This window comes from Streptomyces sp. NPDC005728 (genome assembly GCF_040630895.1).
GTDB lineage: Bacteria > Actinomycetota > Actinomycetes > Streptomycetales > Streptomycetaceae > Streptomyces.
Genome location: NZ_JBEXYL010000022.1, coordinates 95,882 through 117,703, shown reverse-complemented (window position 1 = coordinate 117,703; position 21,822 = coordinate 95,882). Strand labels below are relative to the sequence as shown.

The window sequence follows — 21,822 nt, the reverse complement described above, 5'->3', positions numbered from 1 at the left end:
TTCCACTTGCACCGTTCTCTCCCCGGGCCCCCCCGGGGGTCGGGCCACGGGAAGACGACCGTCAGACCGCCGTCACTTCACCGTCCCGCTCGGCGAACTGCGTGCGATGCAGCTCCGCGTACCGTCCGCCCGCCGCGAGCAGCTCGTCGTGCGTGCCCCGCTCCACGATCCGGCCGGCCTCCACGACCAGGATCTCGTCGGCGGCCCGGACGGTGGACAGCCGGTGGGCGATCACCACGGCGGTGCGGCCCTCCAGAGCCTCCGTGAGCGCCTCCTGGACGGCTGCCTCCGAGGTGTTGTCCAGGTGGGCCGTGGCCTCGTCGAGGATGACCACACGCTGGCGGGCCAGCAGCAGGCGGGCGATGGTCATGCGCTGGCGTTCGCCGCCGGAGAGCCGGTAGCCGCGTTCGCCGACGACCGTGTCCAGCCCGTCGGGCAGGGTCTGTACGACCTCGGCGAGGCGGGCGCGGCCGAGCGCGTCCCACAGCTCCTCGTCCGTGGCGGCCGGGCGGGCCAGCAGCAGGTTGGCGCGGACGGTGTCGTGGAAGAGGTGGCCGTCCTGGGTGACCATGCCGAGCGTGGCCCGCAGGGAGGCGGCGGTCAGGTCGCGGACGTCGACGCCGCCGATGCGGACGGCCCCGCCGTCGACGTCGTACAGGCGCGGCAGGAGCTGGGCGATGGTGGACTTGCCGGCGCCGGAGGAGCCGACCAGGGCGACGGTCCGGCCGGGTTCGGCGCGGAAGGAGATGCCGTGCAGGACCTCGGCTCCGCCGCGGGTGTCGAGGGCGGCGACCTCCTCCAGGGAGGCGAGGGAGACCTGGTCGGCGGACGGGTAGGCGAAACGGACGTCCTCGAACTCGACGGCGACCGGACCCTCGGGCACCTCGACCGCGTCCGGCTTCTCCTCGATGAGCGGCTTCAGATCGAGCACCTCGAAGACCCGCTCGAAGCTGACCAGTGCGCTCATCACCTCCACGCGGGCTCCGGCGAGCGCGGTGAGCGGGGCGTACAGCCGGGTCAGCAGCAGCGCGAGGGAGACGACCGCGCCCGCCTCCAGGGTGCCGTGCAGCGCGAACCAGCCGCCGAGGCCGTAGACGAGGGCCAGGGCGAGGGCCGAGACCAGGGTGAGGGAGGTGATGAACAGCGACTGGGCCGTCGCGGTGCGCACGCCGATGTCGCGCACCCGGCGGGCCCGGGCCGCGAACTCCGCCGCCTCCTCCTCTGGGCGGCCGAACAGCTTGACCAGGGTGGCGCCGGGCGCGGAGAAGCGCTCGGTCATCCGGGTGCCCATGGCCGCGTTCAGCGCCGCCGCCTCCCGCTGCATGCCGGCCATCCGGCTGCCCATGCGGCGGGCGGGCAGCACGAACACCGGCAGCAGCACCAGCGCCAGCAGGGTGATCTGCCAGGACAGGGTGAGCATGACCGCGAGGGTGAGCAGCAGGGTCACCAGGTTGGCGACCACACCCGACAGGGTGTTGGCGAACGCCCGCTGGGCGCCGATCACGTCGTTGTTGAGACGGCTGACCAGCGCGCCCGTACGGGTACGCGTGAAGAACGCGACGGGCATGCGCTGCACATGATCGAACACGGCCGTGCGCAGATCGAGGATGAGTCCCTCCCCGAGCGTCGCCGACAGGCGCCGGCTGAGGATGCCGAGTCCCGCCTCGGCGAGGGCGACGAGCGCGATGAGCAGGGAGAGCCGTACGACCGTCCCGGAGTCGCGGCCCGCCACGATCGCGTCGACGACGCGGCCGGCGAGCACCGGGGTGGCCACCGCGAGGAGTGCGGTCACCACCCCGAGCAGTACGAAGCGGACGATGCCCGAGCGGTGCGGGCGGGCGAAGGCGGCGATACGGCGCAGCGTGGCGCGGGCGAAGGGACGGCGCTCCTGCTGCGCGGTCATCACGCTGTGCAGCTGCGTCCATGCGGTGGTCTCCATGCTCATGGGAGAGAACGTACGACCTCAAGCTTCGTTGAGGTCAATGTCCGCGCCTTCTCAGCCCGACCGGCATCCCCGTACCCAAAGGCCTCCATGACTCCCCCCGCTCATCCGCTGCCCGTCCGTAAGGCGCCGTCCGCACCCCCGCCACCTGCCGTTGGCGCGGCGCGGAGAACCTCTCCGGATGTGACAGCGGTACGACTTCCCGACTTCCGTGAGGGACGCCTCCCCCGGCTCGCCCGGCGCGTCCCCGTGCGGCAGATCCTGTGTCTGCTTCCGCTCCTGCTCGTCGCGATCGTCGCGGTACGCCACCGCTCGGTGCTCGTCGAGGGCTTCGGCCAGCTGCGGACGGCCTCGTGGCCCTGGCTGCTGGCGGCGGCCTGCGCCACCTGTCTGACGTGGGTGGCCGCGGCCGTCACCCGGCAGGGCGCCGTCGTGCAGCGGCTGCCCCGGTGGCGGCTGCTGGCGACGCAGTTCGCGGCGGGCTCGGCCAACCACCTGCTGCCGACGGGGCTGGGCGCGGGCGCGGTCAACCTGCGGTTCATGACCGTGTGCGGGGTGCCGCTCGCCCGTTCCTCCGCCGCGCTCGCGCTGTACCTGCTCGCCGAGTCGGTCGGCCGGCTGAGCCTGCTGGCCGCGCTGCTGCTCGCCTTCCCCGACGCGCTGCGGCTCGGCAGCCTGCTCCCCCACGGGGCCGTCGGACCGCTGCTGGCCGTGGCGGGTGCGGTGCTGGCGGCGGCGGTGGCCGCCCTGGCCCTCGTACGACGCCTGCGCACACCCGTGCTCGGCTTCGTGCACACCGCCCTGGGCGAGGCCCGCTCGGTGCACACGCGTCCGGCCCGGGCGCTGGCGCTGTGGGGCGGCTCGCTCGCCTTCCCCGCGCTCCAGGCGGCCGGCCTGGTGGCGGTGGGGCAGGCGCTGGGGCTGCCGGTGCCGCCCGCGCACATGGCGCTGGCGTACCTCGCGGCGACGGTCGCGGTGGCGCTGGTGCCCACACCGGGCGGACTCGGCTCCGTGGAGGCGGCGCTGATCGTGGCTCTGGTGGCGGCCGGCGGCCCGGTGGCGGTGGCCACGGCGGTGGTGCTCGCCTACCGCATCATCACGGTCTGGGTGCCGCTGGTGCCGGGCGCGCTGACGCTCGGGGCCCTGGTGCGGCTGAAGGTCATCTGAGGGAGAGTGGCCCTCCGAGCCGCCCCCTGAGAAGGAGCATCCGCCGTGCCGGTCCGCGTGGAGCACAAGGAACACGTCACCACGATCGTCCTGTCCCGCCCGGAGGTCCGCAACGCGGTGGACGGCCCGACGGCCGCGGAACTCGCCGCCGCGTTCCGGGCGTTCGAGGCCGACGAGAACGCGCGGGCGGCGGTGCTGTGGGGCGAGGGCGGCACGTTCTGCGCGGGCGCCGACCTGAAGGCGATGGGCGGCGAGCGCGGCAACCGGGTCGCCGAGGACGGAGACGGGCCCATGGGGCCGACCCGGATGCGGCTGTCCAAGCCGGTCGTCGCGGCCGTCGCCGGGCACGCCGTGGCGGGCGGCCTCGAACTGGCCCTGTGGTGCGATCTCCGGGTCGCCGAGGAGGACGCCGTCTTCGGGGTGTTCTGCCGCCGCTGGGGCGTCCCGCTGATCGACGGCGGCACGGTACGGCTGCCCCGGCTGATCGGCACCAGCCGGGCCATGGACCTGATCCTGACCGGCCGCCCGGTCCCGGCCCGCGAGGCCTACGACATCGGCCTCGCCAACCGTCTCGTGCCCACCGGTCACGCACGCGCCGAGGCCGAGGAGCTGGCCGCGGCCATCGCCCGCTTCCCGCAGGCCTGCCTGCGCGGCGACCGGGCCTCGGTGCTGGACCAGGAGGGTCTGGACGAGGAGAGCGCGATGCGTGGCGAACTCCGCTGCGGAACGGCCGTCCTGGCCGAGGGTCTCGAGGGTGCGGCACGGTTCGCCGGAGGTGCCGGGCGGCACGGGTCCTACCGGGACGTGTGAGCCGGCCGGGGCCGCTCACCGAAGCCGTCCGTGGTGGTCTCGGGGTTCGGTGCGTGGCCGGTGCCGCCTGCGTCAGGCACCGGGCCGCAGCGGGCGTGGCCAGTCCCCTTCCGCCAGCCACTCCAGCACCGCACCGGCCGTCTCCGCCCCGTCCCGGGTCGCCGCCCCGGCGCGTTGTCCGGGACGCAGCACAGCACCCGCCGCGAAGACGCCGGTCCGCGAGGTGTACGGGCTCGTGTCCAGCGTGATGCCGCCCCGGCGGGCCAGTTCGTCGTCGGGGACGAAGTCGCCGGTGAAGACGACCGTGTCGCAGGGCAGGGCGGCGGTGCGGCCGTCGCGGTGGCGGACGCGGACGCCGGACAGACGGCCGTGGCCGAGGAGTTCGGTGACCGTGGTGTCCGTGAGCAGCGGGACACGGCGCCGGAGGCGGGACCACTGGGCGCGGGCGCGTGTCGTCCCGGCGCGCGGACGGTCGGTGACCAGGGCGACGACGACGGCCCCGGAGGCGCGGACGGTGTCGGCCGCCGCGTACGACACGTCCTGCGCGCCGACCACCACCGCACGGGTGCCGATCGTCTGCCCGAACAGGTGCACCGCCTGTTGGAGTTCGCCGGTGGTGTAGACGCCGGCGGGCCGGGTGCCGGGCACCAGGCGGGCCGCGCGGGGGCGTTCACGGGAGCCGGTGGCCAGGACGACGGCTCGCGCGGCGATCGTCTCCGGCCCGCCCGGGCCGACGGTCGTCAGGAACACGCGCGGCTGGTCGGAGGTGCCGTCGACGGCCGCACCACCGATGCCCGGCGCCGACGCGGCGCCCGAGCCACCGGTTGGCATCCCTCCAGGTCCACCCCGCTCCGTCCACCACGGTCCACCCGGCGCCGTCCCGTACGGTCCACCCGGCGCCGTCCCGTACGGACCGCCCGGCGCCGTCCCGTACGGACCGCCGGGCCCGACCCTGTCCGGACCGCCCGGCTCCGCCCCGTCGGATCCGTCCGGAGTCGTCCGGGCGGATCCGCCGAAGGCCGTCCTCACCGGCCCGGGATCCACCCGGTCGAGGACGGTCACCCCGGTCCGCAGCACGGCTCCGGCCCGCGTGGCGGCCTCGGTCAGCAGGCGGGCGTACCCGGGCCCGGTCAGCGGATGCGTCCAGGTGCCGAAGCCGCCGTGTGCGCAGTGCCGTGGCACTCCCCCGGCCCGCGCCTCCCGTTCCAGCACCTCGACCCGGCCGGCACCGGCGGCGGCCAGGCGCGCGGCGGCCGCTAGCCCGGCGGGTCCGGCGCCGACGACGAGGACGTCGACCCGGCGTACGCGGGCTGCCTCGCGTTGCGCCGTCATGTGCGCGCCTCCTCGAACAAGGCCCGTACCGCCGCCCCGCAGTGGAAGCCCTGGCAGCGGCCCGCCCGGGCGCGGGTGCGGCGGCCCAGGCCGTCCAGGGTGCGCGGCGGGACCGTACTGCCGAGGGCGTCACGGATCTCGCCTCGGGAGACACGCTCGCAGTGGCAGACGAGGGTGCCGTACTCCGGGTCGCCGGCGATGAGTTCGGGGCGCTGGTACGGGCGTGGGAAGGCCTCTCCGAGGTTGGGCATGCGCACGGGGTCCGGTTCCCGGGTCGGGCCGAGGTCGAGCCCCGCCTCGCCCAGCAGGCCCACGACATGGACGGCGATGGCCATGGACGCGGTCAGGCCGGTGGAGCGGATCCCGCCGACGGTGACGTACGCCTGCCCGGCGTGTGCGGTGATGCGGTAGTCGTCGTGCTCGGTGGCCGCGCGCAGCCCGGCGTAGACGGCGGTGACCTCCTCCTCCAGCAGCGCCGGCAGGATGCGGCCGCCCTTCTCCCGCAGCAGGGCCAGGCCCTCGGCGGTGGAGTTGGTGGCCCGCTTGTCGTGCAGGTCTTCCGCGGTGGGGCCGAGCAGGACGTTGCCGTAGACGGTGGGGGCGACCAGGACGCCCTTGCCGAGGGCGGTCGGGACGGGCAGGAGGATGTGCCGGACCAGGGAGCGGGCGAGCTTGTCGTGGACGATGAGCTGGCCGCGGCGCGGGGTGACGGTGAAGTCGTCGTGGCCGAGCGCCCGGTCGAGGGTGTCGGCGTGCAGTCCGGCCGCGTTGACCAGGTGGCGGGCGCGCAGGGTGCCCCTGGAGGTGGTCAGGAGGTGCCCCTGGTCGCCCTGGTGCGCCTCGTCCACACGGGTGTTCAGGTGCAGGTCGGCGCCCGTACGGACCGCCTGGGTGGCGTAGGCGAGGGTCGTGGTCCACGGGCAGATGATGCTCTCGCCGGGCACGTGCAGGGCGCCGAGCGCGCCGGGGCCGAGGTGCGGCTCGCGGGCGTACAGTTCGTCGGCGCCGAGGAGCCGGGTGTCCGGGCAGTCGTTGCGCTCGGCCTTCTCGGCCAGCCGTGGCAGGTCGGCGAGTTGCTCCTGGTCCCAGGCGACGAGCAGGGCGCCGACCCGTTCGACGGGGATGCCGGACTCGGCGGCGTAGGCGGCGAGGCGCCGGGAGCCCTCGCGGACCAGCCGGGCCTCCAGGGAGCCCGGGGTCGCGTCGAAGCCGGTGTGCAGGATGGCGGTGTTGGCCTTGGAGGTGCCCTGGCCGACATCGCCCTGTGCCTCGACCAGGGCGATGCGCAGGCGCGGGTGACGGACGAGTTCCCGGGCGACGGCGCAGCCGACGACTCCGGCGCCGACGACCGCCACGTCGTAGGTCTGCCCGGGCAGGGGCCCCTCGGCGGTGACCGTCATGAGCCGAGCAGGGCGGCGACGGCGGTGCGGAAGCCGGCGAGGCGTTCGGCGGCCCGGTCGGCCGGGATGCGGGGTTCGTACACGGCGGCGGGCTTCCAGTCGGGCAGGGCGTCCTCGACGCCCAGCGCAGGGTCCGTGCCGAGCCGGGCGAGGGTGGCGGCGCCGAGCGCGGTGGCGTCGGGGAGCGCGGACACCTCGACGGGGCGCTGCAGGAGGTCGGCCTGGGTCTGCATGAGCAGGGCGGAGCGGGTCAGGCCGCCGTCGACGCGGAGCGCGTCGAGCGGGGTGCCGAGGTCGGCCGCGGCCGCGTCCGCCAGCTCGACGACCTGGGCGGCCAGGCCCTCGCACAGGGCGCGGACCAGGTGTCCGGGTCGGGTGTCGAGGCCGAGCCCGGTCAGGGAGCCGCGCAGGTCGCCGCGCCACCAGGGGGCGGCGAGCCCGGCGAGGGCGGGGACGAAGGTGACGCCGCCGCTGTCGGGGACGGCGCCGCCGACCGGGTCGAGGTCGGCGGCGGAGGAGATGACGCCGAGGTCGGTGAGCCAGCGCACCGCGGAGGCGGCCGTGTACACCTGCCCGTCCAGGCAGTAGCTGGTATCTCCGGCGAGCCGCCAGGCGACACAGCTGACCAGGCCGGAGGTGCCGCGCCGGGGGGTGCCGCCGGTGTGCGCGAGCAGGAACGCGCCTGTGCCGTAGGTGCACTTGGCGGCGCCGGGCCCGGTGATGCGCTGGGCGAGGAGGGCGGCCTGCTGGTCGACCGCGAGGCCCGTGAGCGGGATCTCGGGACCGAACGCGCGGGTGGTGCCGATGAGTTGGGCGTTGTCGACCAGCTGCGGGAGCTGTTCGCCGGACAGCCCGTAGGTCTCCAGTGCCTGCGGCGACCACTCGGCGCGGTCCAGGTCGAGGAGCTGGGTGCGGCCGGCGGTGGCCGTGTCGGTGACGAAGGCGCCGGTGAGACGGTGGACCAGCCAGGCGTCGGAGGTGGTGACGACACCCTCGCGGGTGAGATGGCGGCGGATCCAGGCCATCTTGGGTGCTGCGAAGTACGGGTCGAGGGGCAGGCCGGTGAGCTGCCGCAACTCTTCGGCCTCTTCGGTGAGTTCGGCGCACACGGTCTCGGCGCGCCGGTCCTGCCAGACGAGGGCGTCGGTCAGCGGGCGGCCGGTCGCCGGGTCCCAGGCGAGGACGGTCTCGCCCTGGTTGGCCAGGCCCATCGCCACGACGTCCTCGCCCGCCTCGGCGAGTGCGCGGTGACCGGCGTCGAGCACCGAGGTGTACAGCTCGGCCGGATCCGCCTCGACCAGACCGCCGGGCAGGTGGCGGGGCGTCACGGCGGCGAACCCGGTGCCGAGGACGCCGCGTTCGGGGCAGACCACGAGGGCCTTGGTGCCGGACGTGCCCTGGTCGACGGCGAGCACCGGCCCCGGCATCGCACCCTCCCGCACCCTCGTCCGGACATTCGAAGATCAGCGAACAGCCTGCCGTCGGGCCTCGTCCGGCGTCAAGCACGGCCGCCGACCGATCGACTCCCGCCCGCATCGAGCAACTTCCCTGCCAGGTAGTTGAGTTGACAACAATGGCAAGGCGGAAACGACGCCCCTATAGTGACCGCCGACCCGTGCGAGATCGTTCAACCGCCGATCAGAATCGTTCAACGACCGCCCAGAGGAGGGCTGTTGCGACCTCATCCCGCCACCCTGCCCGTCCGCGTGCGGACCGGGACGGGCGGCTGATGGCCAGAGAAGGAGCACGCCCCTCCTACGACCCCGCCGGTCACGACGGCGCCCTGCGCACCGCCCTCCAGGATCTGCGCACCGGGCGCTGGATGGCGATGCGCGCCCTGCTCGCGGACACCACGAGCTGGTGGCAGTGGACCCAGCGCACCCAGATCCTCGCGGCCGCCGCGGCCGGCACCGACGTGGTGCGGGCCTGGCGCGCGGAGGAGCCGCGCAGTGTGCCGGCCGCGGTGATGCACGCCCGGGTCGGCGTGGAGCGGGCCCTGCGGGCGCAACGCGAACGGCACCGCCGGACGCACGAGTTGTGGATCGAGGCGTGGGACGCCGCGCAGTCCGCCACCGAGGCCGCCCCACAGGACCCGGTGCCCTGGGTGTGTCTGCTCGCGCTGGCCCAGCTGGATCCGGCGCGGCGCTGGGACGAGCACCGGGAGCAGCCGCCGGAGCCCACGCTGCCGCCGGGCCCGTGGGGGCTGCTGGCGGAGGCGGGCCGGCGCGACCCGCACAACCGCGAGGCCCACCACCGGATGCTCCAGTTCCTGTACGCGATCGGGTCCTCGGACCGGCTCGCCGAGGCCACCGGCTACGCCCAGTGGGCCGCCGGTTCGGCACCGCCCGGGTCGGCGCTGCATCTGCTGCCGCTGTACGTCCGGGTCGAGCGCTACCGGCGCGGCAGCGGGCACGACGCGGCGCTCGACCTGCACTGGGTGGCGGAGGACGCGACCCGCGAGGCGCGGCGGGCGCTGCACTCCTGGTTCGAGCACGCGCCCCGGGCCGAGCAGTCGCTGCTGGACCTCAACCACCTGGCGCACGCCCTGTGGGGCGCCCTCCGGTTCCCCGACGCGGCCCGCGTGTTCGAGGCGATCGGCCCGTACTTCACGCCCCCGCCCTGGATGTACCGCACCCCCGACCGCGGCCGCGCCGTCGAGGTCTTCCTGCAGGCCAGGGACCGTAGCCGAGCCGCCGTCGAGGACTCCGGCACCACCCCCTGACTCCCCTCGGGCTCCCCTGTTCCCCCTACGCCCCCTACGCCCCCTACGCCCCCGGAGGTTTCCGCATGTCCCCCGCACCCGACCGCTCCCCCGCATCGGATCCGTCGCCCGCTCCCGATCCGTCCCCCGCATCCGCGCACCCCCAGCACGACGAGGAGCAGCGGCTGCGCGAGCTGGGCTACCGCCCGGTGCTGGCCCGCCGCATGGGCGGGTTCGGCAACTTCGCGATCAGCTTCTCGGTGATCTCGATCCTGTCCGGCTGCATGACCCTGTACGGCTTCGGTCTGGGCGCCGGCGGGCCCGCCGTGATGCTGTGGGGCTGGGCGGGTGTCGGCCTGTTCGTGCTGTGCGTGGGCCTCGCGCTCGCCGAGGTCACCAGCGCCTATCCGACCTCCGGCGCCCTGTACTACATGGCCGACCGGCTCGGCGGCAGACGGTGGGGCTGGTACACGGGCTGGCTGAACCTGCTCGGTCTGCTCGGCGCGATCGCCGGCATCGACTACGGAGCGGCCCTGTTCGCCGGCGCGTTCGCCAACCTCCAGTGGGGTTTCGAGCCGACCCCCGGCAGAACCATGCTGATCTTCTGCGCCATCCTCCTGCTGCACGCGGTGCTGAACCTGTTCGGCGTCCGGCTGGTCAGCCTGCTCAACTCGGTCAGCGTGTGGTGGCACCTGGCCGGTGTCGCGCTGATCGTCGGGGCGCTGGCGATCGTCCCGGACCACCACCAGTCACCGTCCTTCGTGTTCACCGAGTTCGTGAACGAGACCGGCTGGTCGAGCCCGCTGTACGTGGCCGCGATCGGCCTGCTGCTCGCCCAGTACACGTTCTCCGGCTACGACGCCTCCGCGCACCTGTCCGAGGAGACCTCCAACGCCTCGGTGTCGGCGGCGCAGGGCATCGTACGGTCCATCTGGGTGTCCTGGATCGCGGGCTTCGTGCTGCTCGCCGGACTGACCTTCGCCATCCAGGACTACGACGCCACGCGCAGCACCGACACCGGTGTGCCGCCCGCGCAGATCCTGCTCGACGGCCTCGGCACCGACGGGGCCGGCGCGCTGCTCCTGGTCGTGATCGTCGCCCAGTTGTTCTGCGGGAACGCCGAGGTGGCCGCGGCCAGCCGCATGGTGTTCGCGTTCAGCCGGGACGGCGCCCTGCCGGGCTCGCACCTGTGGCGCAAGGTCAGCGACCGCACCCAGACCCCGGTCGCCGCCGTATGGCTGTCGGTGATCGTCGCCGGCGTCCTCGCCCTGCCGTCCCTGTACTCGGCGACGGCGTACGGCGCGGTCACCGCCATCAACGTCATCGGCATCACCCCCGCCTACGCCATCCCCGTCCTGCTGCGGCTGCGCGCGGGCGACCGTTTCCGGCCGGGCCCCTGGCACCTGGGCCGGTGGAGCAGGCCGATCGGCTGGATCGCCGTGGTCTGGGTGGCCTGTGTGACGGTCCTGTTCTGCCTGCCGCAGTCCTCGCCGGTCACCGTCGACACGATGAACTACGCGGCCGTGGCCCTCGCGGTCGTCCTGGTCCTGGCCAGCGTCTGGTGGTACGTGGCCCGCCGTTCGTACGGCACGCCCACCACCGCCGCCTACGGAAGCGACCGCGACCAGGCCGAACTCGCGGAGGGCATCGTCTGATCGGAAGCCTTCTTCGAACCCGAAGATACTGCCTGGTAACTTCTGCGGATGATCTTTTCGCTCCGCTTAGACCGTACGGCGCGCGCCACACTGATATCCGCCCTCGCCCTGGCCGTGCTGCCCGCCGCGCCCGCCGGCGCCGCCGATTCGGCGACCCCCCATCTCGACGCCGTGGAAAGCACCTTGCGTGAGGTCTCGCCCGGCCTCGAGGGGGACGTGTGGGAGCGGACGAGCGGCAACCGGCTCGACGCCACGGCCGACGACCCCTCCGGCTGGCTGCTCCAGACGCCCGGCTGCTGGGGCGACGCCGGCTGCACGCAGCGCCCCGGCACCGAGCGACTGCTGGCCAAGATGACCGAGAACATCTCCCGGGCGACGCGGACCGTCGACATCTCCAGTCTCGCGCCCTTCCCGGACGGCGCCTTCCAGGATGCCGTCGTCGCGGGCCTGAAGTCCTCCGTGGCCTCGGGCCACAAGCTCAAGGTCCGGGTCCTCGTCGGGGCCGCGCCCGTCTACCACATGACCGTGCTGCCCTCGAAGTACCGGGACGACCTGCGCAGCAGGCTCGGCCCGGCGGCCGACGCCATCACGCTCGACGTCGCCTCGATGACCACGTCGAAGACCGCCTTCTCGTGGAACCACTCCAAACTCCTGGTCGTCGACGGGGAGTCCGCGGTCACGGGCGGCATCAACAACTGGAAGGGCGACTACCTCGACACCGCCCACCCGGTCACCGACGTCGACCTCGCCCTGACCGGCCCCGCCGCCGGCTCGGCCGGCCGGTACCTGGACCGGCTGTGGACCTGGACCTGCCGCAACAGGAGCAACATCGCCGCCGTCTGGTACGCCTCCTCCGGCGGAGCGGACTGCATGGCCACCATGGAGCGCGACACGAACCCCCGTGCCGTCCCGGCCACCGGCGATGTACCGGTGATCGCCGTCGGCGGGCTCGGCGTGGGCATCGAGGACGCCGATCCCGCCTCCACCTGGCGTCCGGCTCTGCCGGACACGTCCGGCACCCGGTGCGTGGTCGGGCTGCACGACAACACCAACGGGGACCGCGACTACGACACGGTCAACCCCGAGGAGAGCGCGCTGCGGTCACTGATCTCCAGCGCGAGGGACCACATCGAGATCTCGCAGCAGGACCTCAACGCGACCTGCCCGCCGCTGCCCCGCTACGACACCCGCGTCTACGACGCCCTCGCCGCGAAGCTCGCCGCCGGCGTCAAGGTACGCATCGTCGTCAGCGACCCGGCCAACCGCGGCGCCGTCGGCAGCGGAGGCTACTCGCAGATCAGGTCCCTCTCCGAGATCAGCGACGTACTGCGCAGCCGGCTCGTCCGGGTCACCGGCGACGAGCGCAGCGCCACGGCGGCGCTCTGCTCCCACCTGCAGCTCGCTTCCTTCCGCAGCTCCCCGAGCGCGAAGTGGGCCGACGGACACGCCTATGCCCAGCACCACAAGCTGGTCTCGGTCGACGGCTCCGCGTTCTACATCGGCTCGAAGAACCTCTACCCGGCGTGGTTGCAGGACTTCGGGTACATCGTGGAGAGCCCCGGCGCCGCCCAGCAGCTCGACGCCCAGTTGCTGAGCCCGCAGTGGGCCTACTCCAAGGAGTCCGCCACGGTCGACTACGAGCGGGGGCTCTGCCGGATCTGACGGTCCGCCGTCCCCGGGGGAGTCCACGGACAAGCGCCGCTCGGTCCGGGACCATGGTGCGAACCGGTGTGCCGGATACGGCAGGATGAACGATCGCGCCGACCGCCGGTGACCGGGCGGGCGGCGCGATCGCACATTCCGGACATCGAGCAGGTGACAACGTGACGAGACTTCACATCAGGCTCTGCGCAGCAGCTTTGCGCCCCGGGGGTGACCGGTGAACCGCGCGCTGACCCTGGACGACCTCGTCCTCGCCGGCATCGCCCTCGCCGCGGGCCTGGTGCTGGCCTTCCTGTCGCGCACGCTGCTGCGCTGGCTGGCCAAGCACGCCAAGCGGACCAAGTGGAGCGGTGACGACGTCATCGTGGACACACTGCGCTCCGTCGTCCCCTGGGCGGCGATCGCGGGCGGTGCCGCGGCGGCCGCGGCGGTGCTGCCGCTGACCCACACCGTCCAGCACCACACCGACCAGATCCTCCAGGTATGGCTGATCTTCGTGGTGACCCTGTCAGCGGCCCGGGTCGTGGCGGGTCTGGTCCGCTCGGTCACCCAGTCCCGCTCGGGCGTGGCGGGCTCGGCGACCATCTTCGTCAACATCACCCGGGTGCTGGTCCTGGCGATCGGCTTCCTGGTGGTGCTGCAGACGCTGGGCATCTCCATAGCGCCCCTGCTCACCGCCCTCGGCGTCGGCGGTCTGGCCGTGGCCCTCGCCCTCCAGGACACCCTCGCCAACCTGTTCGCGGGCGTCCACATCCTCGCCTCCAAGACCGTCCAGCCGGGCGACTACATCCGCCTGAGCAGTGGCGAGGAGGGCTATGTGGTGGACATCAACTGGCGCCAGACGACGGTCCGCCAGCTGTCCAACAACCTGGTGGTCATCCCCAACGGCCAGCTCGCGAAGACCAACATGACCAACTACACCCGGCCTGAGCAGCAGTTGACGATCCTGGTGCAGGTGGGCGTGAGCTACGACAGCGACCTGGACCACGTCGAGCGCGTCACGACCGAGGTCATCGCCGAGACCATGGCCGAGATCACCGGCGCCGTCCCGGACCACGAACCGGCCATCCGTTTCCACACCTTCGGTGACTCGCGCATCGGCTTCACGGTGATCCTCGGCGTCGGCGAGTTCAGCGACCAGTACCGCATCAAGCACGAGTTCATCAAGCGCCTGCACCGCCGCTACCGCGAGGAGGGCATCCGCATCCCGGCCCCGACCCGGACGGTGGCGCTGCAGCAGGGCGCGGTGGTGATTCCGCAGCAGCGCAGCGGGGAGGACATGCCGTCGGGTTCGGCCGTGGCCGACTAGGCCGTGTGCCCGGACAGGGGCGGTCCGAAAATCTTTTCGCCGTGGTCGCCTCGTCCGGTACGGTCGCGGGATTGTTTTCACTGCTGGGAGCCCAAGAGTTCCGCGCGTGGTCGCCCCGGCAGTCCCCACGTCGAGAGTAGGTTTCGTCCATGGCATGTCGTATCAGTGAGCTCGTGCTCGGTTGCCGCGACCCTGAGCTGCTGGCACGGTTCTGGTGCGAGGTCCTGGACTTCGTCGTGCTCGACCGCGAGGACGACGGCACGCTGGAGATCGGGCCGCGCGAAGGGTTCGGTGGTCCGCAGCCGACGATCATCCTCAGTCGCAGGGACGAGCCGGAGCCGGGCAAGTCCCGGCTGCACATCGACGTCAACGCCACCGACCGCGATCAGGACGCCGAGCTCGAACGCCTTCTGAAGCTCGGTGCGCGCCCGGCCGACATCGGTCAGACAGGGCAGGAGCAGTGGCATGTCCTGACCGACCCCGAAGGCAATGAGTTCTGCCTGCTCAAGGCCCGCCTCAACCCCCTCTGATGCTCATCGGTCACCCCGCGGGACCCTCTACGTGTGGCAGCACGAGCCGCGCCGCAGGCCGTGGGCGACCTCGAGCCAGGTGGCGCCCCGGGGTGCGAGGTGGTCGCGGCGCTGATGAGCGTCTGTCAGGTCGCTCTGGTGGTGCAGGATGCCGTCCCGCACCACCAGGGGCGTGTCGACGAGGGTGGTGAAGTCGGTGAACGGATCACCGTTGACGACGGTCAGATCGGCGATCCTGCCCTCCTGGACGGTGCCGAGGTCGCTGCCGAGGCCGAAGAGACGGGCCGGGACGGACGTGGCGCAGTGCAGGGCCTGCGCCACGGTGAAGCCGTGGGCGTGCAGGGCACGCAGGGCCAGGTGCAGGGACAGGCCGACGGGAACCAGCGGGGAGTCCGTGCCCAGGGCGGGCACGGCGCCCTGGGCGGCCAGCCGTCGGTAGCCGGCCATCTCCACGGCCAGGGCGCTCCGTTGTGGCGCGGTGGGCGCGGCGTCGGCCCGGTCGCGGACGGCGGCGACGTCCCACGGCGGCATGAGGTGCGTCACCCGGGGGTCGTCGGCCAGTCCCGGATCGTCGCCGAGGAGGCACTGCGCGGTGAACGGGGTGGCGACGAGGCAGTAGGAGCCGTCGGCGTACTGCTGTACCAGGTCCTGGTGGATGTGCCCGAGCGGGGTGCTGGCGTGCCCGTGGGGCAGGCGCTGGGTGGCCTGCAGATGGGTCGTCAGGTCCTGGCCGGCCGACCGGCCGGGTGAGCACAGGTGGCTGCCGCAGGGCACGCCCAGCCGGTGCGCCGCCTCGGCGGCCTGTGCCATGACCTGCCCCGGGGCGCGCACATAGGTCTTGACGAAGTCGACGTCCAGGGCGGTGGCCCGCTGCAGGGTGCGAGCGACGCCGGCCGGGGTGCGGTGGGCCCGCCCCATGCTGTAGGCGGTGCGGGAGCCGTCGATGAGTTCCGCGCAGGCGAGCTGACGCGGTCCCAGGGAGCGTCCGGTGGCGGCCGACTCGCGCAGCCGGACCGCCTCGTACAGCGGTCCGCCGAGGCACGCGGTGGTGGTGATGCCGTAGGCGAGCGCGGTCAGGCCCTGCCGGGCGCCGTAGGTGGCGTTGTAGGGGTGGGTGTGGCTGTCGAACAGGCCGGGGATCACGGTCTGTTCGGAGGCGTCGACGGTACGGTGCCCCGGGCGGCGCGTCCGGTGGGGTTCCACGGCGGTGATGCGGTCGCCGCTGATGAGGATGTCGACGTCCCGGCGGGGAGCGGCGCCGGTGCCGTCCCACAGCTGTCCCGCGTGGATCCGCAGCTTCTCCCGGGCCACCGTCGTACGGGGGCGGGTCGGCACTCCGGCGGACAGGGTCCGTACGCCCTCGGCCGCGGCCGCGGAGTCCAGGGTCATGAGGCGCAGCCGTCCGCAGGACAGGTACAGCAGGGTGCGCGAGTCGCCGGCCCAGCTGGGGTGGTCGGCCGGCTCGTCGGTGAGCCGCCGGGCCGGACCCGTGGGCGTGCCGTCGGCGGCGACCGGCAGCAGCCACAGGGCCGACTCGGCGACCAGGGCCATCCAGCGGCCGTCGGGTGACCACACCGGTCCGGCCGCCACACGGTCGGACAGCGACTGGTGCGGCCCGGGCAGGTGGCGTTGCTCCGTACTCGTGCGGGTGTCGACGACGCGGATCAGGTTGTAGCCCTCGCGGAAGCGGTGGTTGAGCCGGTTGCGGTCGCAGAAGGCCACGTACCGGCCGTCCGGCGACCAGGTCGGGGCGCCGGGCGGCCCGTCGGTGGCCAGCGGCCGGGCCACCACCCGCTCCTGCCCGCTCGCCCGGTCCCGCAGCAGGAGATTGCCCGCGATGTCGTGGCAGGCCAGCCGGGAACCGTCGGGCGAGACGGCCGGGTGCAGCCGCCCGCCCCCGGCGACCGGTCCCTCACTGCCGTCCGCCAGGCCGATCCGGTGCACCGCGACCAGGCCGTCCCGGTCGGTGCAGTACAGCAGGCTGCGTCCGTCGGGTTCCCAGGCGGGCATCTGCACGTAGTGGGCGGGCTCGCCCTGGAGGAGTCGGCGCGGTGCGCCGTCGACGGGCAGCAGCCACAGCGCGTTGAGTGCCACGAACGCCACCTGTCGCCCGTCCGGTGACAGGGCCGGCAGGTGGATACCGCGCACCGGGTCCGGCGCCGGGGTGCCGAGGGCAGGGGTCCTGGGCCGCCACCGGGGCCTGGGCACCGGCATCCGGGCGGTGAACGGGACGTCCGCGACGGAGGGTTCGGCCAGGGTGCGGATACGGATGCGTCCGTCCGCGACGTAGAGCAGCCGGTCCTCGTCCAGCCAGCACGGCGGGGCCGCCGCCAGGTCCTCGTCCGCGGTGACGACGTGCCCGTCGACCATCAGCGCCGTACGCGAGGGTGGCAGGGACGGCGAGTCGCCCGTCCCGGAGAAGTGCAGACAGGCGATCCGCCCGCCGGGCGAGACGGACGGGCACTGGAGCCTGCCCTCCGCCACCGTGTACACCACCTCCGCCGGGCCGCCGGAAGCAGGCACGCGGACCAGGGCCGGGCCGCCGTCGTTCCCACCGTCCGGCCGGTGCGCGGCCCGCACGCAGACCAGGGAGCGGCCGTCCGGCCACCACGCCGGATCGAAGTCCTCGAAGTCCCCGCCGGTCACCCTCAGCAGTCGGCCGCCGTCCGCGTCCAGGGTCCACAGGCCGAAGGAGGTGCCGGTCACGGCGTCTCCGCCGCGCTCGGAGGAGCAGGCGATGCGCGTCCCGTCCGGTGACCAGGCCGCCCCGCGGTCGTCCCACGGCCCGTCGGTCAGCTGCCGCAGCTCGCTGCCGTCGGGCCGCATCGACCACAGGTGGAAGGTGCCGCCGCGGTATCCGCAGAAGGCGAGCCGCTCACCGTCCGGCGACAGCGCGGGGCGGGTCGCCTCGAGCGACCAGTCCGTCAGCTGCCGTGCCGTCCCGCCGTCGCGGGGGACGTGCCACAGGACGCCCTGCACCTCCGCGATCAGCAACGAGCCGCCCCGGCAGGCGGTGACCGATCCGCCGGTCGTCTCGTGGTACGTGAGGATCTGCTGCCCCTCGCGGACGGCTCGCCGGCCCGCGGCGGAGGCCGGCGCCGGCGACGCGGCCGCGGCCACTCCGGCTGCGGAGGCCTCCAGGAACCCCCGACGGCTGACGAAGCCGAAACCCATGTCGTCGTCCCTCCCGCCCGCACGAACACCCGGTCCGACGAGTGCAACGAGCGGCCGGGCGGTACGTGGCGGGCGGAGCCGGAGCGCGCGGCGGCGCCCGCCACGTTCCGGTCAGAGGGTGGCCGAGTTCTCGTGCCAGTGGCCGCCGCGCAGGCTGTGCGGGGCCGCGGGGGACGAACCGACCGGGGTGACCGTCCAGTCGGGGTGGCCGGGCATCCGCGGGGTCTTGGTGCCGTAGAGCCAGTCGCGCAGGAAGCCGGAGTGGTCCTGGCCGCACACTGCGGAGGCGACCGCGATGTAGTCGTCGGTCGACGCCGAGGAGTTGCGGAAGCGGTCCAGGAAAGTGCGCTCGACCGCGTGGAAGACGTCCTCGCCGACCAGCTGCCGGAAGGCGTACAGGACGAGTACGCCGCCCAGGTAGCGCTGGTTGTCGAAGAGGTCGACCGCGTCGGGCGCGGCCACCGGGCCCGAGTCGTGGCGCCACTGGTCGCCCTTGGCGTAGGTGTCCTTCATCCGGGCCTCCAGCGTGGTGAGGCCCAGGGAGTCGGCCCAGCCGCGCTCGTAGCGGTAGAGCAGCCCGTAGAAGTCGGCGTGGCCCTCGTTCAGCCACAGGTCGGCCCAGGTGGCGGGGCTGACCAGATTGCCGAAGTAGGAGTGGACCAGCTCGTGCATCATGTGCGAGCCGATCTTCTTCTCCTCCTGGAGCAGGAAGTTCGGCTTGTACAGGGTGAGGGTCTGGGTCTCCAGGCCGGTGAAGTCGAAGGCCTTGTCGCTGTCGGAGTTGCACGGCAGCAGGCCGTACGTCTCGAACGGGAAGGCGCCCAGGCGGTCCTCCAGCCAGGTCACCAGGCCGGGCGTGAGGGCGAGGGCCGGTTCCAGGGCGGTGGCGCGGGCGGTGGGGACGACATCGCGCAGGTGCAGGCCGTGCGGGCCCTCGCGGTCCTTGATCACGTAGTCGCCCACGGTGATCTGGACGAGTTCGGTGGCGATGGGCGAAAGCGAGCGGTACGAGTACGCCGTACGGTCGCCGTCCACCTCCTCGGTGCAGGTGAGCAGGCCGTTCGCCACGCCGCGCAGCCCGTTCGGGACCGTGATGCGGAAGCTGAAGTCCGCCTTGTCGGAGGGGTGGTCGTTGCACGGGAAGACGGTGTGCGCGGAGTTCGGCTGCGGGCAGATCGCGAAGCCGTCCGGGGTGGGCACCCAGGCGGTGTGCGCGAGGGTGCGGCGCGGGTCGGCGCGGTACTCGACCCGGACGGTCGCGACCGCCTTCGCGGGGAGCGGCCGGGCGGGCGTGATGCGCAATTTCTCGTCGGCCTGCTCCCAGACGGCCGTGCGACCGCCGACCTGTATGCACAGTATGTCCAGGCCGAGCGCGTCGAGGGAGAAGCGGGTCAGCGCCCGCGCGGTGCGGATCCGCAGGGTGGCGGTGGCGTCGACCAGTCCGGTCGTGGGGTCGTATGTGAGGTCGAGGTGGTACGCCGACACGCGGTAGCCGTCGTTGCCGAGGGCCGGGAAGACGGGGTCACCGAGGGTCTCCGGGCCCGGGTCCCCCGTGTTCCCGTCCGCCGTCGCCCGGGCCGTGGAGCCTAGGGTCAGTGCAGCCGTCGTACCCGTCAGAACGGCCGCGGGGGCCGTCACTCTGGTGCGATATCTCATGGTCCGCCTTCGCTCGGGCGGCCGGACGGTCGGAGCCGGCCGCCGGTCGGTGGGCGATCGCGCATGGTCGGTGGGCGATCGTTTGTCATGACCACAAGGTCGGCGGAGTCGGTTGCACCCGCCCGGCACCTTTTCGAGACACGACCCCTGTCGAGCCCGCCTCGATCACGAGATATCTTGATGTCGAGCAATGTTGCAGACGTGGAGCGGAGCACCCGGTGACTGACTCGACCATCATCTACACCTACACAGACGAAGCCCCGGCCCTGGCGACGCATTCGTTCCTGCCGGTGATCCAGGCGTACGCCTCGCAGGCCGGTGTGCCCGTGACGACCCGCGACATCTCGCTGGCCGGGCGCATCATCGCCCACTTCCCGGAGTACCTGAACGAAGGCCAGCGCATCCCGGACGCCCTGGCCGAGCTGGGCGAGCTGGCCAAGACGCCCGAGGCCAACATCGTCAAGCTGCCGAACATCTCGGCCTCGATCCCGCAGCTTAAGGCCGCCGTCGCCGAGCTGCAGGGCAAGGGCTACGCGCTGCCGGACTACCCGGACGACCCGAAGACCGACGAGGAGCGCGAGATCCGCGCCCGCTACGACAAGGTCAAGGGTTCCGCCGTGAACCCGGTCCTGCGCGAGGGCAACTCGGACCGCCGGGCCCCCGCCTCGGTCAAGAACTACGCCAAGACCCACCCGCACCGCATGGGCGCCTGGAGCAGCGACTCCAAGACCAACGCGGTGACCATGGGCGAGAACGACTTCCGCTCCACCGAGAAGTCCGCCGTGATCTCCGAGGCCGGCAAGCTGAAGATCGAGCTGGTCGGCGAGGACGGCACCACCACCGTGCTCAAGGAGTCCGTACCGGTCCTGGAGGGCGAGGTCGTCGACGCCTCCGTCCTGCATGTCGCGCAGCTCAACGACTTCCTGGCCGCGCAGGTCGCCCGCGCCAAGGAGGAGGGCGTCCTCTTCTCCGTGCACCTCAAGGCCACGATGATGAAGGTCTCCGACCCGATCATCTTCGGTCACGTGGTGCGCGTCTTCTTCCCGAAGACGTTCGCGAAGTACGGCCAGACCCTCAAGGCGGCCGGCCTGAGCCCGAACGACGGTCTGGGCGGCATCCTCAAGGGCCTGGAGAACCTGCCCGAGGGCGCCGAGATCAAGGCCTCCTTCGACGCCGAGATCGCCGAGGGCCCGGCCCTCGCCATGGTCGACTCCGACAAGGGCATCACCAACCTGCACGTGCCGTCGGACGTCATCATCGACGCCTCGATGCCGGCCATGATCCGCACCTCCGGCCACATGTGGGGCCCGGACGGCCAGGAGGCCGACACCCTCGCCGTCATCCCGGACTCCTCCTACGCCGGTGTCTACCAGGCCGTGATCGAGGACTGCCGCGCCCACGGCGCCCTCGACCCGTCCACCATGGGCTCGGTCCCGAACGTGGGCCTGATGGCGCAGAAGGCCGAGGAGTACGGCTCCCACGACAAGACCTTCGAGATCCCGGCCGCCGGCACGGTCCGCCTGGTCGACGCGGCCGGCAACGTCGTGATCGAGCAGCCGGTCGCCGCCGGTGACATCTTCCGGGCCTGCCAGACCAAGGACGCGCCGATCAAGGACTGGGTGAAGCTCGCCGTCACCCGCGCCCGCGCCACCGGCGACCCGGCCGTGTTCTGGCTGGACGAGGACCGCGCGCACGACGCGCAGCTCATCGCCAAGGTCAAGCAGTACCTGCCGGAGCACGACACCGAGGGCCTGGACATCAAGATCCTGTCCCCGGTCGAGGCCACCAAGCTGTCGGTGGAGCGTATCCGCCGCGGCGAGAACACCATCTCGGTGACCGGCAACGTGCTGCGTGACTACCTGACCGACCTCTTCCCGATCCTGGAGCTGGGCACCAGCGCCAAGATGCTGTCGGTCGTCCCGCTGATGGCGGGCGGCGGCCTGTTCGAGACGGGCGCCGGCGGCTCCGCGCCGAAGCACGTCCAGCAGCTGGTCAAGGAGAACTACCTGCGCTGGGACTCGCTCGGTGAGTTCTTCGCGCTCGTCCCCGCCTTCGAGCAGTACGCGGCGGCCACCGGCAACACGCGCGCCAAGGTCCTCGCCGACACCCTCGACCGCGCCACGGCGACCTTCCTCAACGAGGACAAGTCCCCGACCCGTCGCGTCGGCGGCATCGACAACCGCGGCAGCCACTTCTACCTGTCCCTGTACTGGGCGCAGGAGCTGGCCAGGCAGACCGACGACGCCGGCCTGGCGAAGGCGTTCGCGCCGTTTGCCGAGACGCTCTCCGCCAACGAGCAGACGATCGTCGACGAGCTGGTCGCCGTCCAGGGCTCCCCGGCCGACATCGGCGGCTACTACCAGCCGGAGAAGGCCAAGGCGGACGCGGTCATGCGCCCGTCGGCCACGTGGAACGGGGCCCTTGCGTCCCTGAGCTGACGCCCGCGGCACTCCAGCCGCAGCCGTGAGTGAACCTCCGCCCCGG

14 protein-coding genes are annotated in these 21,822 nt (G+C 73.0%); 8 read left to right on the top strand and 6 right to left on the bottom strand.

Translation table 11 applies throughout. The features are described 5' to 3' along the window. Positions 1–61: 61 nt before the first annotated feature. Positions 62–1,939: an ABC transporter ATP-binding protein gene (locus tag ABZ471_RS17585; RefSeq protein WP_359067402.1), complete on the bottom strand. Its 1,878-nt coding sequence runs from the start codon at positions 1,937–1,939 to the stop codon at positions 62–64. 186 nt (positions 1,940–2,125) lie between these two features. Between ABZ471_RS17585 and ABZ471_RS17580 the strand changes: the two genes are divergently transcribed. Both ABZ471_RS17580 and ABZ471_RS17575 read left to right on the top strand, forming a co-directional pair. Further along, positions 2,126–3,109 carry a lysylphosphatidylglycerol synthase transmembrane domain-containing protein gene (locus tag ABZ471_RS17580; protein ID WP_359067390.1) on the top strand — a complete coding sequence of 328 codons (984 nt, stop codon included), beginning with the start codon at positions 2,126–2,128 and terminating at the stop codon, positions 3,107–3,109. Positions 3,110–3,154: 45 nt separating this feature from the next. Next, on the top strand, positions 3,155–3,919 hold the full coding sequence (locus tag ABZ471_RS17575) for a crotonase/enoyl-CoA hydratase family protein (protein WP_359067388.1): 765 nt from the start codon (positions 3,155–3,157) through the stop codon (positions 3,917–3,919). 72 nt (positions 3,920–3,991) lie between these two features. On the opposite strand, the gene ABZ471_RS17570 is transcribed toward ABZ471_RS17575, so the two are convergent. From ABZ471_RS17570 to ABZ471_RS17560, 3 genes are read right to left on the bottom strand one after another with little or no spacing between them, the layout of a single operon-like run. Next, on the bottom strand, positions 3,992–5,251 hold the full coding sequence (locus ABZ471_RS17570; RefSeq protein WP_359067386.1) for an FAD-dependent oxidoreductase: 1,260 nt from the start codon (positions 5,249–5,251) through the stop codon (positions 3,992–3,994). Further along, on the bottom strand, positions 5,248–6,651 hold the full coding sequence (locus ABZ471_RS17565; RefSeq protein ID WP_359067383.1) for an FAD-dependent oxidoreductase: 1,404 nt from the start codon (positions 6,649–6,651) through the stop codon (positions 5,248–5,250). The genes ABZ471_RS17570 and ABZ471_RS17565 overlap by 4 nt, the downstream gene beginning before the upstream one ends. Continuing rightward, positions 6,648–8,078 (bottom strand): FGGY family carbohydrate kinase, encoded by a 1,431-nt coding sequence (locus ABZ471_RS17560; protein ID WP_359067381.1) that lies wholly within the window; start codon positions 8,076–8,078, stop codon positions 6,648–6,650. The genes ABZ471_RS17565 and ABZ471_RS17560 overlap by 4 nt, the downstream gene beginning before the upstream one ends. Before the next feature lie 302 nt (positions 8,079–8,380). On the opposite strand from ABZ471_RS17560, the gene ABZ471_RS17555 reads away from it, so the two are divergent. The 5 genes from ABZ471_RS17555 to ABZ471_RS17535 all read left to right on the top strand — a co-directional run bounded on the left by ABZ471_RS17555 (position 8,381) and on the right by ABZ471_RS17535 (position 14,508). Beyond that, on the top strand, positions 8,381–9,373 hold the full coding sequence (locus ABZ471_RS17555) for a hypothetical protein (RefSeq protein WP_359067379.1): 993 nt from the start codon (positions 8,381–8,383) through the stop codon (positions 9,371–9,373). Between the two features lie 65 nt (positions 9,374–9,438). Next, positions 9,439–11,007: an amino acid permease gene (locus ABZ471_RS17550; RefSeq protein WP_359067377.1), complete on the top strand. Its 1,569-nt coding sequence runs from the start codon at positions 9,439–9,441 to the stop codon at positions 11,005–11,007. Between the two features lie 48 nt (positions 11,008–11,055). Continuing rightward, positions 11,056–12,669 carry a phospholipase D-like domain-containing protein gene (locus ABZ471_RS17545; RefSeq protein ID WP_359067375.1) on the top strand — a complete coding sequence of 538 codons (1,614 nt, stop codon included), beginning with the start codon at positions 11,056–11,058 and terminating at the stop codon, positions 12,667–12,669. Positions 12,670–12,886: 217 nt separating this feature from the next. After that, complete coding sequence (locus ABZ471_RS17540; RefSeq protein WP_359067373.1) at positions 12,887–13,978, top strand: mechanosensitive ion channel family protein; 1,092 nt, start codon at positions 12,887–12,889, stop codon at positions 13,976–13,978. 149 nt (positions 13,979–14,127) lie between these two features. Beyond that, the gene (locus ABZ471_RS17535) at positions 14,128–14,508 is read left to right on the top strand and encodes a VOC family protein (protein ID WP_359067371.1); all 381 of its coding nucleotides are present in this window, start codon (positions 14,128–14,130) and stop codon (positions 14,506–14,508) included. 27 nt (positions 14,509–14,535) lie between these two features. Here ABZ471_RS17535 and ABZ471_RS17530 read toward each other — a convergent pair whose 3' ends face one another. Then, the gene (locus ABZ471_RS17530; protein WP_359067368.1) at positions 14,536–17,682 is read right to left on the bottom strand and encodes an amidohydrolase family protein; all 3,147 of its coding nucleotides are present in this window, start codon (positions 17,680–17,682) and stop codon (positions 14,536–14,538) included. Positions 17,683–17,793: 111 nt separating this feature from the next. Then, positions 17,794–19,338, bottom strand: coding sequence for a M1 family metallopeptidase (locus ABZ471_RS17525; protein WP_359067366.1), 1,545 nt, complete (start codon positions 19,336–19,338; stop codon positions 17,794–17,796). A 218-nt stretch (positions 19,339–19,556) separates the two neighbouring features. On the opposite strand from ABZ471_RS17525, the gene ABZ471_RS17520 reads away from it, so the two are divergent. Further along, the gene (locus tag ABZ471_RS17520) at positions 19,557–21,776 is read left to right on the top strand and encodes an NADP-dependent isocitrate dehydrogenase (RefSeq protein WP_359067364.1); all 2,220 of its coding nucleotides are present in this window, start codon (positions 19,557–19,559) and stop codon (positions 21,774–21,776) included. The last annotated feature ends 46 nt before the right edge of the window (positions 21,777–21,822 follow it).

Bases quoted from the DNA above. Each gene is read 5' to 3' on its own strand.
- ABZ471_RS17570 (WP_359067386.1), bottom strand. From the start codon at position 5,251: ATGACGGCGCAACGCGAGGCAGCCCGCGTACGCCGGGTCGACGTCCTC.
- ABZ471_RS17530 (WP_359067368.1), bottom strand. From the start codon at position 17,682: ATGGGTTTCGGCTTCGTCAGCCGTCGGGGGTTCCTGGAGGCCTCCGCA.
- ABZ471_RS17585 (WP_359067402.1), bottom strand. From the start codon at position 1,939: ATGGAGACCACCGCATGGACGCAGCTGCACAGCGTGATGACCGCGCAG.
- ABZ471_RS17565 (WP_359067383.1), bottom strand. From the start codon at position 6,651: ATGACGGTCACCGCCGAGGGGCCCCTGCCCGGGCAGACCTACGACGTG.
- ABZ471_RS17545 (WP_359067375.1), top strand. From the start codon at position 11,056: ATGATCTTTTCGCTCCGCTTAGACCGTACGGCGCGCGCCACACTGATA.
- ABZ471_RS17560 (WP_359067381.1), bottom strand. From the start codon at position 8,078: ATGCCGGGGCCGGTGCTCGCCGTCGACCAGGGCACGTCCGGCACCAAG.
- ABZ471_RS17535 (WP_359067371.1), top strand. From the start codon at position 14,128: ATGGCATGTCGTATCAGTGAGCTCGTGCTCGGTTGCCGCGACCCTGAG.
- ABZ471_RS17525 (WP_359067366.1), bottom strand. From the start codon at position 19,338: ATGAGATATCGCACCAGAGTGACGGCCCCCGCGGCCGTTCTGACGGGT.
- ABZ471_RS17555 (WP_359067379.1), top strand. From the start codon at position 8,381: ATGGCCAGAGAAGGAGCACGCCCCTCCTACGACCCCGCCGGTCACGAC.
- ABZ471_RS17550 (WP_359067377.1), top strand. From the start codon at position 9,439: ATGTCCCCCGCACCCGACCGCTCCCCCGCATCGGATCCGTCGCCCGCT.